Source organism: Amycolatopsis acididurans, from assembly GCF_012328925.1.
Taxonomy (GTDB): Bacteria; Actinomycetota; Actinomycetes; order Mycobacteriales; family Pseudonocardiaceae; genus Amycolatopsis_E; species Amycolatopsis_E acididurans.
This window is the reverse complement of sequence record NZ_JAAXLS010000011.1, coordinates 169,347-183,179: the sequence shown is the minus strand read 5'-3', so window position 1 is coordinate 183,179 and position 13,833 is coordinate 169,347. Positions and strand designations below refer to the sequence as shown.

Annotated in this window: 10 protein-coding genes; 2 read left to right on the top strand and 8 right to left on the bottom strand. The window is 69.6% G+C overall.

Annotated elements, in window-relative coordinates; translation table 11 throughout:
- The 8 genes from HFP15_RS18760 to HFP15_RS18725 form a co-directional block, all read right to left on the bottom strand.
- Nucleotides 1-995 (bottom strand): replication-relaxation family protein (locus tag HFP15_RS18760; RefSeq protein WP_168517336.1); only part of this gene is annotated, 995 nt, incomplete at its 3' end.
- A 69-nt stretch (nt 996-1,064) separates the two neighbouring features.
- A complete protein-coding gene (locus HFP15_RS18755; protein WP_168517334.1) occupies nt 1,065-3,566 on the bottom strand; it encodes a type IV secretory system conjugative DNA transfer family protein in 2,502 nt (833 codons plus the stop codon).
- A gap of 44 nt (nt 3,567-3,610) precedes the next feature.
- Nucleotides 3,611-4,447, bottom strand: a complete 837-nt coding sequence (locus HFP15_RS18750) for a GP88 family protein (protein ID WP_168517332.1) — start codon at nt 4,445-4,447, stop codon at nt 3,611-3,613.
- An 85-nt stretch (nt 4,448-4,532) separates the two neighbouring features.
- Nucleotides 4,533-6,446 carry a VirB4 family type IV secretion system protein gene (locus HFP15_RS18745; RefSeq protein ID WP_168517330.1) on the bottom strand — a complete coding sequence of 638 codons (1,914 nt, stop codon included), beginning with the start codon at nt 6,444-6,446 and terminating at the stop codon, nt 4,533-4,535.
- Nucleotides 6,443-7,606 (bottom strand): PrgI family protein, encoded by a 1,164-nt coding sequence (locus HFP15_RS18740; protein ID WP_168517328.1) that lies wholly within the window; start codon nt 7,604-7,606, stop codon nt 6,443-6,445. The genes HFP15_RS18745 and HFP15_RS18740 overlap by 4 nt, the downstream gene beginning before the upstream one ends.
- Nucleotides 7,603-9,762: a TrbL/VirB6 family protein gene (locus HFP15_RS18735; protein ID WP_168517326.1), complete on the bottom strand. Its 2,160-nt coding sequence runs from the start codon at nt 9,760-9,762 to the stop codon at nt 7,603-7,605. The genes HFP15_RS18740 and HFP15_RS18735 overlap by 4 nt, the downstream gene beginning before the upstream one ends.
- Before the next feature lie 4 nt (nt 9,763-9,766).
- Nucleotides 9,767-10,096 carry a pilin gene (locus HFP15_RS42860; protein WP_168517324.1) on the bottom strand — a complete coding sequence of 110 codons (330 nt, stop codon included), beginning with the start codon at nt 10,094-10,096 and terminating at the stop codon, nt 9,767-9,769.
- 173 nt (nt 10,097-10,269) lie between these two features.
- Nucleotides 10,270-11,292 (bottom strand): hypothetical protein, encoded by a 1,023-nt coding sequence (locus HFP15_RS18725; protein WP_168517322.1) that lies wholly within the window; start codon nt 11,290-11,292, stop codon nt 10,270-10,272.
- 535 nt (nt 11,293-11,827) lie between these two features.
- Between HFP15_RS18725 and HFP15_RS18720 the strand changes: the two genes are divergently transcribed.
- Both HFP15_RS18720 and HFP15_RS18715 read left to right on the top strand, forming a co-directional pair.
- Entirely contained in the window at nt 11,828-12,811 is a 984-nt protein-coding gene (locus HFP15_RS18720) for a hypothetical protein (protein ID WP_168517319.1), read from the top strand.
- The gene (locus tag HFP15_RS18715) at nt 12,804-13,724 is read left to right on the top strand and encodes a DNA methyltransferase (RefSeq protein ID WP_168517317.1); all 921 of its coding nucleotides are present in this window, start codon (nt 12,804-12,806) and stop codon (nt 13,722-13,724) included. Before HFP15_RS18720 ends, HFP15_RS18715 begins: the two co-directional genes overlap by 8 nt.
- Nucleotides 13,725-13,833: the final 109 nt, after the last annotated feature.

Genomic DNA, 13,833 nt, shown 5'->3' with positions numbered 1-13,833 from the left:
GGCGGGGCCACCTCCGGACGTGCGGTGGCGGGCTTGGCGGCGGCCGTCGGACGCTGCCCACCGCTGGGGGCCGAGGCGCGCAAGTTCGGCCAGAGGGTGGGCAGGTCAGCCAGCGCCACTCGACCGGCGGTGCCGGACTCGTCGAGCCGTCGCCAGCGCGGCGCGGCCATATCGAGCGGGTCCGCCGCGGCCTCGCCGCTGCTGGTCGCCACGGGTACGCGTGCAGGCCGGTCGAGACCGCGCAGCGCCTCGGTCATCACCCTGCGTGCGTTGACCTCGCGCCTGGCACTGGGCAGCCACACCAGCACGGGTGTGGTGATGCCCGTGACCTCGGCCAGCCGTTCGTAGCGGGCGAGCTTGCCCGCCAGGCGGGACAGTTGCTCGGTGCCGAAGTCGAACTCGATGAACCACTCGACGTCCCGGCCAGTCTCACTCCAGCGTCCGTAGCCGTCCGGGGTGACGATGTCGCCCCAGTGCCGGCCGCACCGGGCGGCCGACCACCACGCCGCGAGCACACCAGCGGCACCGGGTTGACGCGCTCGGCGGATCAGGGTGGTGAACAGTCCGTTGCAGCCCACGGTGTGCGCCAGCTGTAGCGAGAATGCGCGTCCGATCTCGCGCTCGCGGCTGTAGCCCAGTTCCTTGGGGTCGATGCCGTCTTCGCGAGCGAGGGCGACAGCTCCGGCGGTGTCGAGGACGTAGTACATCGGGTGCGATCCGCGGTCGCGGTGCGGCTGGAACCGGTGCAGTACGCCCCACTGGTAGAGGTTGCGCAGGCGCAGGTTCGCCCCGCGGCGACCGGTGAAGGCGATATCGATGATTTGGGTGCTGGTGAGCACGTGGTGCTCGAACAGCATCCGGCACAGCCACCGGTCGCGATCGGTGAGATGCCGGGCCAGCCACGCGTGATGCTCGGCCGAGTTGAGCACCCGCGCAACAGGTCGTTCCGGCCGATGTGCACGCAATTGTCGTTGCTGGGTGGGATTGCTCACCATCGTGCCGTGCACCTCCAAGGACGGCAGGACGCGAGAACGCCCTGCGGGCAAACGGAAAAAGCTGAAGGGTCAGGCCGCGCGGCGCGGATCGAACGCCACCGGCTGGACGTGCTCGGCCGGATCGGGCGTGCTTCGAGGCTCGGTGTTCACGAGCGCGAGCCGACGGATCTCCTTGGCCCGACCGGGAATCGCGGGCTGAAGCTTCTCGGTGACCGCGGTGAACGGGGGAGCTTCCTCGCTGTCGAGCACCAGCCGCGCGGCGATGTGGAATCGGCCCAGATTGGCGAGGTCGTGCTCGGAGAGCCGGGGCGCGGTATGCCGGGCCAAGTCTCTGGCGTCTTCGGGCGACGCCGAGAAAATGATCTTCGAGCGGGCGTTGGTGCTGATGCCTTCCTCCAGTTCGCGCGGTAGCTGCCGCAGGTACTGGTGCGCGAGCGTCATCGACATCCGGTAGCCCCGGGCTTCGGCGAGCATGTCTTCCATCGGGTACGCCAGATTGAGGAAGTTGTGGCACTCGTCGATGTAGAGCGAGGCATCGTGCCGGTCGCGCTGCGGTATCCGGGCTCGCCGGGTGGCGGCCTGCCAGGTGCGGGCCACGACGATCGAGCCGATCAGGCGTGCGGTGTCCATCCCGAGCGCGTCCTTGCCCAAACGCACCAGGCAGATTCCGCCGTCGAGCACCGCGTCCATGTCCACTGTGGATTCGCCACCGGCGAGGGATGCCCGCACGAACGGGCGCAGCAGCAGGCCGCGGAGCTTGTTCATCAGCGGCGCGACGACCTGTGCCCGGCTGGCGTCGGACAGATCGTCGTACCAGTGCCAAAAGCCGGTCAGGACATCGTCGGAGATCTGTTCGAGTGCACGCTGCCGGAAAGCGGGCACTGTCAACAGTTTCGGCAGATCGGTCAGCGTGGGTGTGCCGGGCAGTTCGCGCAGGGTCAGCAGCCCTGAGCGCAAGATGTCCTCGGTCCGCGGTCCCCAGCTGGAGGCGTAGACGTGGGAGAAGATCGACACCAGGTTGTCCACGGTGCGGGCGGTGTCGTCGCCTTCGAGCGGATTGAGCACGGGCGGGCGGGAGCGGCTGTCGGCGTCGAAGAGCACCACCTTCTCCCCGAGCCGCGAGGGCAGCCGCATCAGGGTGTCCGCGACCAGGTCTCCCTTGGGATCGATCACGACCAGGCCGCGGCCGGCGTCGGCGTCGTCGAGGATCATCCGCGCCATCAGCTCGGACTTGCCTGACCCGGTCGCACCCAGAATGTGCAGGTGATGACGCGCGTCGGCGACGCGCAGCCCCACCGGCCGGGAGTGGCCGGAGTCGGTGATCCCGATCGGTTTCACTCCGGCACCCTCGGTGGCGATTCCCGGTGGCGGCGGCACCGCCTTCGCTCCGGCGCGCTGCAAGCCGGGCACGGCCTCGTCGGTCGGGACGTGCGCGAGCGCGGCCAGCTCGGCGATCGAGAGCAGATCACCGGCGGCCAGACGCCGCTCGGCCACGGACCGGACCGGGTGCGCGAGCCGGACGCGACGGTAGTAGTTATGTTCGCTGTAAGCCGCAAACGCGCTGGCGATGGCATGCCCGCGTCCGCGCAGGTGCTCCCGCACCGGAACCCGCTCCGCGCCGGTCGCGTGCTCGTTGACCAAGGTGGCCACGGCGTACCGGATGCGGGTCTCGTACTGGGAGCTGCGCTGCTTGGCCACGATGACCCGGTCCTGCGCGGAGTTCTCCAGAGAGGTCTGGTGATCGACGACCGGCCGCTTCGCGGTCGTGCCGGGCTTGCGCGATCCGGTGTGCGGGGTGATCAGGTCCAGGAGGCGACCGGCCAGCCGGACCGAGCTGCCCGTGCGGACCCGGCGGGCGGCTCGGCGGGCTTTGCGGACACGAGCGCCGGTGACCGGGCGCGCAAGGATCTGCACCACGGCCCGTTCATGAGTGGCCATGCCGACCGGAGCGCCCAGCAAGGCCCGGACTGGATCAGTGGGGAAGTCCGACCGGATGGGCAGTGCCTCGCTGCGGGCCAGGCGGAGTTCGCCGCCCACGGCCTCGACCGCCTTGCCCGGCGGGTTGGACAAGGGGATCGGAGGCTTGGCCGGGGCGGTCCGGGTGTGCGCGCCTGGCCAGGCAGCCTCGATGGCGCGTTCGGCCATGCCGGGCGGCACGACGCCCGGCAGCCACAGCCGCAAGGCGACCCCGGCATGGGAAAACACGTACTCCCACACGATGTGCGGCTGGCCGTGCATCCGCCGTTTCCAGCCGGACCGCAACAGCCCAACCAAGTTGGAGTACAAGGCCGCCGCTCCGTCCGGATCGACCGTGGGCGGAGCCAGCACTGTGACCACCCGGGCGTCGGCGGCCATTCGGTCATGGCACCGGCGCGCCCAGCACCGTCGCCCGACCACGACGCCAGCCACCGCAAGCGCAACGGCCGGCCCGACCAGTGGCCCCCAGGTCAGTGCGAATTCCCGCAGTGCCGTGACGACAGCGCGCATTGCAGCACCGGGATCGCGGAGGTAGTCCTGCAACGGTGAGGCAAGCGTCCTCGATGAAGCGACAACAGACTGAGTGGGTGACATCAGAAATCCCCTCTCTCGCAAGGAAAAGTCGACAGGACGCGGATTCAGGCCGCGTGTCGCTCGGCGTCGTCCGCGCTCGATTGGACTTCCGGCATCGAGGTAGGTGCGGACGGGTCGTTGGGCACGAGTCGCAGATGACGGCGCCGCTTGCGTGTTCGTTCGGCGTCGATCTCGGCCTGCCACTCCGACAGCCGCCGCCCGCCCATGCGCTTGAGGAACTGCGGGATGCGGTTTGCGGGCACCCCGACCAATCGCGGGCCCAGCACGGCCAGCAGATCCGTGGCTTCCTGCGACGACCACCCGGCCTCGGTGATGGCGTCCTCGTCAGGAAACACGTCGGCGACCCGGTCACGGTCGGGATCGATGAAGGAGTCTTCGCGACCGCCGTAGCTGTACACCCACAGGAAGTTCTCTGGCGGGTCAGGTTCGATCAGCCTTTTGAATCGGCGAACTTCCTTGGTATAGCAATAAAAAGTCACCTGTGGGCAGGCTCGCATCACGCGACACCACGCCAAAGTGTAGGCATCGCTGAAAAAATCGCCCGCATCGTGCACCCTGACAAATTTCCCGGCCAGGCGCGGAGCCGACAGTTCGCGGATCATCGCCTCTGTCCAACCGGGAAGGTCGTCCAGAACGTACGCGAGATTGGCGGTATGCTTGGCTTTGACCGCAGGGAAAAGATAAGTTCCGTTGCGCGCATAGCAGATTCGAGTACACGCGCTTGCCGCCGGGCAGGTCACCTGCGTCCGTCCGTCGGGCAACCGGGCGGCCAGCGCAGGCAGAGTCCAGTTCCAGACACCGATTGCGCGCATCTCCCGGTTCTGCGTCAGCAACCGGGCTGGCCGCGCCGGGATCGTAGTTACGTGGGCGGAAGAAGACATACGACACCTCGCAAAGGCAGTCAGTCATGGTGCATGAAACGAGCAGAAACGTTGTGTTTGAAGCGATCCGCAGCGGTGGGGCGGGTTACGCAGCGCTGCCGAGGTCGACGTGACCGTCAGCGTCCGCATCAAGCGTCAGCTCGGTGTCGTCGACACCGAGATCTACAAACGCGCCACCGTCGTCCGTGCTAGATTCGTGTTCCGCGTACTGCGCCAACTCGGCCGGATCTGTTGTGATGAGCGAGTTTTCCTGCGGCGAAGCCAGCGACTGGAACGCGACTCTCTGCGTCCCGGTCGACAGCAGACCTTGTCCCTTGTCCGCGGAAATCAGGAACTGCTTCTCGCCCTCGGACAGGTTGAAGGTCGCCACGATCTCGTCGATCGCTTGCGGCGCTTGACGTAGAAGGATCTGCGTAGCCGCGTTCGCGATGATCGCCTTACCCAGCTCAGTCCCGAGGACATCGCCGACATCTTGGGTCGCGATCGTCAAGCCCGCCCAGTGTTTCCGGGCTGCTTTGGCCATCCGGTGCAGAAAACGCGCCCCGGCAGGGTCCTGCATGAGCAGCCACGCTTCGTCGACGGTGATCAGCCTCGGCCGCCGGATGGCCGGGTTGGACACCCGCCGCCACACCGTGTCCAGCGTCAACAGGGTGCCGATCGGCCGGAGTTCGTCGGGCAGGTCACGCAGGCTGAACACGGTCATGTGGCCCTCGGGCCGCGTGGTGGTCGGCCCGGAGAACATCGTGGAGAACGCGCCCTCGACGAACGGGTGCAACCTGGAGCCGAGATCCGTGGCGACCGGATCGCCCGTGGCGGTGAGGATTGCGGCGAGATCCGCCAGCAGCGGCGCCTGCCGGCCCCAGGTCCGCGGGTCGCTGGTGATCCCGGCTTGCTGGTAGGTGGCCATGATCGCCCGGTCGAGCACGGCTCGTTGCTGCGCGGACAGTTCGGTGCCGAGCAGCACCCCGATGACGGTGTGCAGGAACAGCGCCCGGCGCGTCAAGGCGTCCTTGGGGGCGGTGCGGCGACCGTCCGGGCGTATCGCGATCGGCAGGTCAAACGGGTTGATGCGGACATCGGCGTCGCCGAGGTGGATGTAGGTACCGCCGATGGCCTCGCACAGCCGCCGGTACTCGTCCTCCGGGTCGATGATCGAGACCTCGACCCCGCGGTAGAGACTGCGCAGGGTTTCCAGCTTCACCAGGTAGGACTTGCCCGCGCCGGAGCGCCCGAGCACCACCGCGTTGTAGTTGTCCGCAGAAAAACGATCCCAATGCACCAAACCCTGCGATCCGACGTTGAACCCGTACAGCACACCGGCCGGTGCGGCAACACTGGTCGGGTCAGCGGGCGGCAAATCGGGGCTGGTGAAGGGAAACGCTGCGGCCAGCGCACTGGTGTCGAACGTGCGGCGCATCCCGATGAGATCGAGCGCCAGCGGCAGGGTGGACACCCAGCCTTGCAGCGATCGGTAGGTGGTCGGCTGCGCGTTCATCAGCAGCGACGCGGCGAGCGCCCGCACCGCGGCGACCTGTTCGGCGAGATCGGCTTCGTTGGTGGCGTGCACGGTCAGATACAGCCCGAGCCGATACAGCTTGCCTTCGCCGCGGGCGACGCGGGCCGAGAGGTCGTAGGCGTCCTCGGTGGCGGCCTCGACCATCGGGTCCAGCAACCGCCCCTTCTCGCTGGTGTGTCGCCGTCCCGATTCCAGCTTGGACAGCTGGCGCTTGAGCCGGTTGGCGGCGGTAACCGGGTCGATCGGCTCGATGTGCAGTGACACGTCAACGCGGCCGGGGTAGGACAGCAGCGGCTGCAGCCACCCCGCATGCACCTCGCGCGGGTAGCCGGTGATCGCGAAGGAGGAGACCCATTCGCCGCCGATCTCCAGATGCCGGGGTGCGACCGACAGCGAATCCGGCGTGAACGCACTGGCCCTGCCCAACGGTGCATTCGTGTGCGGCGCTCCGCAGCCTCGAATACGGCCGAACTTCCTGCTCATAGGTCCCCGCCTTCCCATTCGTCCAGGGCCGTCGGCTCCGGCGAGGCGCTGTCGTGCCCGCCCCGGCTGGCCGTGCTTCGGTGATGGACTGGTGGCTCGTCGTCGGGGTCTGCAGCGGCGGTGGTGATCACCTCGTCCGCGCCGGCCAGACCCGCCGAGGGCGGGATCAGGCTGTCCGGGTTGCACGCGGTGGCCAGCACGGCAGTGGCCTGCCCAGCGTCCAGCGGCGTTATCGTGATCCCGGCCGGGGAGAGCAGTTCAGTGGCTTCGCCCAGCCTCCGCACGAGCCGGGTTTCCGCCGAGCGCCGCGCGGTCTCGGTAACCTCGCCGTCCCGACTTCGGGCGCGTCGTGCCCGCAGTGCGGCGAGCGGGGACGCGCCGCCGAGCCCGTCGGTCGGCCCCGTAGCGCGGATCGGCTCGCGCAGCACCAGCAGCACCTGGCGGCGCAGCAGATCGGTGGAGCGGCGCAACTGGTCGAGATACGTCGCATGCTCCCGCGCGGCGGCTTCGAGCATCGGATGTGGCAGACCGGGGGCGGCCTCACGCAAGTCGCTGATCTGGCGGCTCAGGTCCAGCCGTTCGGCCCGAATGAGCACCTGCACCGGCGCAGAGATCGAATGCAGATACCGGCCGAAGGACGCGACCAGGGCCTCCTGCTCACCGGGCGTGCGGAGCGCGAAGTTGACGGTGCTGGCCACCGCGACCATCGCGACGCCGTCCGGACCGAGGTCGACGACACCGGCCTCGGTGACCCCTTCCGCGGGCAGCCGCAGCGCAGCAGGCGACACCTCCGACGTGCGCGCAGTACCGGTGGCATCAGTCGCGGTAATACTGCTGGTCAGCCACTCGGGTGCGGCCCGCACCCCTTCGGGAGCGGCGACCCGGTGCCGAGGTTGCAGCCGCTGGCGGACCGCGGCGAGCACCAGCCGGTCCAGGCTCATGCCATCGCGCTGCCCCAATGCCAGGACCGCGGCACTGACCCCGATAGGAACAGCGACGATCAGGAAGACCGGCAGCGGCACCACACCGCGGGCCAGCGTCCAGGCGCCGTAGAGCACGATCCCGGTCACCGTGAGGATCGCCAGCTGGCGAGCGGTGAGGTTGGCCAGGACGCGATCCTCGCGATCGACGTCGGACGGTATGCGTACGGGCTGGGTCATGACTTCTCACCTCCACGGGGTGGGGCTTTCGGCACGGACTTCGGTGGCGTGGTCGGCGCCCGGAACGTCACCGGCGGCACGGACGGCGTGCGTGGGCGGGCGTCTCCGATGCGCGGCTCCGGGTGCGCGGTCCGGAACACCGGGGCAGCGGGTCGCACGGCCGCTGGTTTGACCGGCTGGGACACGTGGGGCGGTTCCGGCGTCGGCGGTTGGAACCGCAAGTGCGGCGGAACCGCGGCCACCGCCACTGGTCGAGCCGGGGGCGCGGCACCACCGGCGCGGCGCGGCGCACCGGGAGCTTGGAACCGGGGCGCCGTCGCGGCCTGCCTGCGCCGCCCGGCGGGCGGCGGGACCGCCGTAGCGGGCTTGGATACGGAACTGAATTCGGGCATGACGGGTCCTTGGGTGGCCGGGGTGACGGCCGGGTCGTGGGTGGTCTCCTGCGGACCGGGCTGCAGAAACTCCGGTCGCTGCGAGGGCGGGCGCGGCTGCTGGGCAGCACGGGCGCGGTCGGCGTCGTAGGCCGCCTGCAACCGCTTGTTGACCGCCTCCGGGGTCGGCGCGATCCGCGGCTGAGCAGGCCACGGCGGATCGGCAGCAGCACCGCCGCGGCCCCCACCGCCCTTACCGCCTTTTCCGCCACCGGCGACCGCGCCGGCTTTGCCCAGCCCGCCGGACTTCCCGGCGACCATCCCGAACGTCTTCGCCGCGATGTACGCCTTCGCGAGCCCGCCGAGGAAGGACCGGCCGTTGCCGATCTTGGTGGCCGAGAGGAACCAGAACGGAATCTTGAACAAGATGTAGAACAGCGCGATCGCGGCGATGAGCATGCCGAGCGCGGACAGCGTCGAGCCGAACAGATGCACTCCGCCGGCCAGGAAGGTCCGCACAGCGGTGATCAGCACCAGCGACTGGGCAACCTGGATCGCCAGCGTCGCCCCGAGCGCCTTCCACCACCACCGGGCGATGCCGTCGGTGTGGGGCAGGCAGTGACACATCAGAAACAGCGGCCCGGTGACGATCAAGATCAACGTGATGACCACGCGGACGACGTAGACGATCAGCAGGGCGATCCCGACGACCACGAGCACCAGCGCCAGCAGGATCATGAAGAACCCGCCGGACACCGCGCCCTCGACCGCGTCCTTGAGGGTCGATCCGAGCGACGGCGGATTCACCCCGTCGCCGAGCACGGCGGCGGACAGCGCGTTGGCCAGCCGGATGAACTTCTCCGCGAAGAACAACGACAGCGCGGAGGCGAGGAACCCGATCGGAATCCGCGGGCCGATCTCCTTGATCGAGTACCGGCTCTGCACCGTCTCGTGGGACATCACCACGATCCCGGCGACGAGGATCAGCATCCCGTAGCAGGCCAGCACGATCTGCCACGAGTTGTTCCACAGCTCGCCGATACCGGGAAGCTGATCCAGTGTCGGCGTGGTCAGCGCGGTGTGGCCGAGCAACTCCAGGATCGGCGACAGCGCGGCATTGACCAGATCCTTGAACACCCCGTTGATCGCCTTGGCGATGCAGCCGGTGATGTTGGTCAGCCCGCAGTCCGGATCGCCGTTTCCCGTGCTGGGGCCACCCGGCTGCGTACTCGTGCTCGGCGGCGGGGTGGGCTGCGGGATGCAGTCCTCACCCGCGCACGGCGGGTTCGCAGTCGTGCTCGGCGCCGTGGTCGGGCCACCGGGCGTGCACCCGATCTGGCCGGGGAAGCAACTTGTCGGCGGCGGCAGCTCGGTGATCGGCGGCAGCGGCGTCGCCGGGACCGACGGGCGCGGCGTGCCGGTCGGAAAGTGACACGTCGGGTCCGGCGAGTTCGGGGCACACGTGTCGCTGGGGTTGGGCGGCAGCGGCAACGGGGGTGGCGGTTGCTGCGCCGCGGGCTGCACCAGCGCCGCCTGCTGCGTGCCCGGCTGCCGGGGTGCGCCGGGCGAGGCCCACGCACTGACAGCCAGCGCACCGCCGAGCACCACGGTCAGCCCCAGAGCCAGCAGCCAGACCAGCCGCCGCCGGGAACCGCGTCCGGTGAGCTGCGAGGTTGGCGGGGCGAGCAGGACCCGCTCCCGGCGCGCCGGGTCCGCCGGGCGTGCGCCGGTGCCGGGCTCGCCGCGATCGGGCTCGGGCACGCGGGGGTGTCGGGTCGCAGCCATGGCCTCAGGCCCCGACAATCCCGCGCAGGATTTCCACCACGAGCGGCGCCAGCGCCGCCAGCCCGTAGCCCCAGCCCGCCGATTTGAACGACTGCTTGGCCTTCTCTACTTCCCCGGGATCACCCGCAGCCATCAGGTACCGGACGCCGCCGACGGTGAGGAACACCGTCGCCAGCCCGGCGAGGATCCCGACCAACCAATTCCTGATGTTGTCGAAGACCTGCCCGACGCTGCTCGCGATCGCGAGCACCTGTGTGGAAGCCTGCGCCGCATCCGCGGTGAGCGAGCTGAGCAGGACCGCGCCGAGTACCGCGAAGGCAACCGAGCGCGTCACCGCGCGGCGCACCGGTCGCGCCGGAGAGGTCCGATGACGTGGACGTGCGGCATCCGCGTGTGCTGGCGGTCGCGAGTGGCCGGCGACGCCCGTGCGGGGCCGGTTCTGCTCGGATGCGCTCGACGCGAGGGAGCGCGGCGGCGCGGTGGTGTGCTGGGTTTGGGGATGGGGTGTCACGCGCATCGGCGCACCTCCGAAGTCGGCTCGTGCTCGGCGGTACGCGGAGAGCTGGGTGGGATCTCCCCGCACCCCAAGAAGCCGGATTTCGGGTCGTTTTTCGACACCGCCCGTGACGATTTTTTGGAATCGGTCGGCCAGCCGTTGCGCAGACGACCGCTTACAGCGCGTGACAAGTGCGGGTTTTCCTCGGCGGGAGCGTCCGACGAGTCGGCGACCAGAGCGGCGACCGCTGCGTCGGCGACGGGGTCTTCGGAGTCGGTGTCGGCGAGCTGATCGCGCAGCCACGTAACGAGTCGGTCTTCGGCTCGATCACGCGCCTTGAACGCGGTCTTGAGCGCGGTGCCGTGGGCTTGCGCCCAGTCGGTCACCGATGTTTCGCCGAGCCGGGTCGCCGAGATCAGGTCCGCTTCGGCGGGGGTGAGAATCTGCTCACCGACCGCCCGCGCGAGCACCAAGTCGGGGTGCCCGTACGGCGGGCGCGGCGCCGCGGAGTGATAGCCCGAGCCCGCCGGCAGCGGGGCGTCCAGAGACGCTTCCAGCGCCGCTTGCCCGGCACGGCGAGCGGCGAAGTGCAGCCTGGCGATGATCCCGGGATCGGTCAGATCCACCGTCGCCAACGCTTGGACGAATCCGGCGAGGACGGCCGCGTGGACATCTGCGCGATCGAGCGGATACCGCGCCGCCAGCCACCGGGAACTCGAGGCCAGCGACGGCAGTGCCATCCCGACGCACGCGACTGTCCACGCGCCCCCGTGAGCGCGGGAACGCAGAACCAAATGCGCCCACACGTCGTCTTGGGTGCGATGCGGGCACTGCTTGCTCATCACCCGGTCCCGCAGCTCGTCCAGCGGCACCGGCCGCCGCGGCAATCCGGCGAACCGAGCCCCGTCCACGGCCATCGGCTTCGGCCCGGTGACCAGCCACCCGAAGGCGTCGCGCGCGGTGTCCAGCGGCAACCATTCGTGCCCCTCGTGATCGGGCCGGATAGGTGCGGACACAATCTCGTCGTTCGTCATTGAGTTGCTCCTGACTGGAGTTGGTGAATCAGCTCCGTCAGGACGCCAGGGCGGCGACAAGAAAAGGACAAGAAAAGAACAATGATGATCTTCTTAGTAGGTGGACGCGGCTACTAAAGCCGCCACCTTGAAGGATTCAGAAACCTCCGCTCGGGACAGCCTGCCCCGGCGGCATCCAGGATCGCCTTAGTAGCGTGTGAGCTGGTCTTTTAAGTGCTTCTTAGTAGGCAGTCGGCGGTCCGCCGTGGTGGACTCGTGGCGACTCCGGCCGAGCGCTTTTGAATCGGGTCAGAAATTCTTCTTGACCCGAGCGTGGGTTATTCGACGGCAAGTCAATCCACACAGTGTCGTGCTCGAATACCTCCGGACGCTGGGAAAGCGTCGATGTATTCGGGTTCGCGTCAAGATGCGTGGGGCGGTGGGCTTCGGGAGTTCGCAAAAAACTTGGGCGAGCGGTGTCGAAAAACGGCCTCAAAACCGGCTTCTTGGGGTGACTTGGCAGACCACGCCGATCACACCGCGAGGAAGGCCACCGATGACTTCAACACCGCATCCCGAGCCCGGACGCCGTCACCGCCGCTTGCCACATCGCGACACGGCGAGCCCCCGCCGTGGCCGGCACCGCGCGCCACGAACCACACCTGCTACCGCAGCTGCCCGGCGTCCACGTCCGGCGACGTTCTGGTCGTTCGCCGACGCGGAGATGCTGTCCGGTACCGCACTGCTTCCCGGCTGGCTCGGACGCACGATCGTCACCCTCGTGACGACCTACACCCGCCCCGGCGACCGCGTCCTTCTGCTCACGCCGCCGCCATCCCCGCGCGCTCTTCAGCACGCGGCCGGCAACGCCCGCAGCGCCGAGGCGTACGCCGGTCTCGCCGAGGCAGTCTGGACCGTCGCTCGGCTCGGCCGTGGCGCCGACACCGCGACCACGGCACCCGCCCCCGACGATCCGGCCGAGCACACCGACTCATCCCGCCGCGCCGCATCCGAGTCGGCGTCGCGACCCCGACTCGGTCGGCTCGGGCTGCACCCGATACCCGGACCGCACCCCGACTCCGCACGCCCTCGGCATCGCGACGGAGACGGACCGCGCGGTGGCTTCAACCTGATCATCACCGCGCTCGATCCGCACGCCACCGACTGGCTCGCACGCACCGACTGGGACGCCCTGCTCACCCCGCGCGGCCTCCTCGCAATAGTCACACACAGTGATAGCCGCGATGGTTGGCTGCGTGATCCGCACGCGACTTTGCTGAACACCCTGGGTAGTCAGGGGTTGCGATGTCTCGATCACATCGCCGTGCTCACCGCGCCCGTACCGGACACGCCGGACTGCCTCACAACCGCCGACCGGATGGGCACCGCAGTAGCTGTGCCGGACTTCTCGCCGCGCGCGGTCGACGCCACAGCGCCACCGCTGCGCACGGTGCACCACGACCTCGTTCTGCTCGGGCGGATGGCGTCGGACGCGACGGACGACGGTGCCCTCGACCAGAAGGAGACCTCGGATGTCTAAGCGCACCGGCACGCAGCTCCCCCGCCCGGCGGGGGAGCGGTCCGAAGGTCCCGTTGTGTCGTCGGTGTGGCCGACCGGGACCGACAGCCTGACGGCCCAGCTGAACGAGGGCGGCTACCACGACGCCACCGGTGCCGACCCTGCCCTGATGGCCCCGGCGATCGCCCACTACGCCATCGCGGCGCTGACCCGGCCTGGTGGCGTCGTGCTCGATCCCGACTGCGGAGCGGGCACCACGATCGTCGAAGCGCTCCGGGCCGGGCGGCACGCGATCGGCTTGACCGGGCAGCGCCGGTGGTGGCGCTTGGCCCGCGCCAACGTGACCGCCACGAAGGCACGCGGGGTGTTCGTCGACGGCATGGTCCTCATCCTCGACCGACGCCCCGGCACGGCCGTCGCCGCGGCCACGGCCGGACTGACCGGGCGGATCGATCTCCTCCTGACAACCTTGCGACCCGGTCCGGCCGGCGACCTGGATGGTGCGCTGGAGCGGTTGCACGGGCTGCTCGCGCAATACCGGCCGCTGCTGCGTCCGGGCGGGCACGTGGTCATCACCAGTGCCCCGCAGCGCCACCCCGTGCGGCACGACCTGCTCGACGTTCCCAGCCGGATCGCGGCGGTCGCCACCGCGGCCGGGCTGGCACCGGTTGCGCGGTGTGTGGCGCTGACCGCGACGGTGCGACGAGGCCGCACCTACACCCGCGCGTCGTTGGCCCAGCGGCGCGCCGCCACCCGCGCCGAACGCGCGCTCGGGCATCCGGTCGCGCTGCCCGCGCACCACACCGCGCTGGTGCTCCGGGCCGATCCCGACGCCGCCGATCCGGCCCTGAACCAGCCCCTCCCCGCGGTGCCCGCACCGCCGCGACCACCCCGCCCCGGGCGCGGGACACGGCCCGATTTGGCCGCCGCCTGAGTGCGCGCCGCTTCACCCAGCAGCCGTCGGCGCCTTGCCCGTGGCGCAGCGACGGGAGCCGACGTCCCGCGGCTCGCGACCTCAAACCCACCTTGCCGAAGGAGCGAAT

Excerpts from the sequence above, each read along its gene's own strand:
- HFP15_RS18745 (WP_168517330.1), bottom strand. The coding sequence starts at position 6,446 with ATGAGCAGGAAGTTCGGCCGTATTCGAGGCTGCGGAGCGCCGCACACG.
- HFP15_RS18725 (WP_168517322.1), bottom strand. The coding sequence starts at position 11,292 with ATGACGAACGACGAGATTGTGTCCGCACCTATCCGGCCCGATCACGAG.
- HFP15_RS18715 (WP_168517317.1), top strand. The coding sequence starts at position 12,804 with ATGTCTAAGCGCACCGGCACGCAGCTCCCCCGCCCGGCGGGGGAGCGG.
- HFP15_RS18755 (WP_168517334.1), bottom strand. The coding sequence starts at position 3,566 with ATGTCACCCACTCAGTCTGTTGTCGCTTCATCGAGGACGCTTGCCTCA.
- HFP15_RS18750 (WP_168517332.1), bottom strand. The coding sequence starts at position 4,447 with ATGTCTTCTTCCGCCCACGTAACTACGATCCCGGCGCGGCCAGCCCGG.
- HFP15_RS18740 (WP_168517328.1), bottom strand. The coding sequence starts at position 7,606 with ATGACCCAGCCCGTACGCATACCGTCCGACGTCGATCGCGAGGATCGC.
- HFP15_RS18735 (WP_168517326.1), bottom strand. The coding sequence starts at position 9,762 with ATGGCTGCGACCCGACACCCCCGCGTGCCCGAGCCCGATCGCGGCGAG.
- HFP15_RS18720 (WP_168517319.1), top strand. The coding sequence starts at position 11,828 with ATGACTTCAACACCGCATCCCGAGCCCGGACGCCGTCACCGCCGCTTG.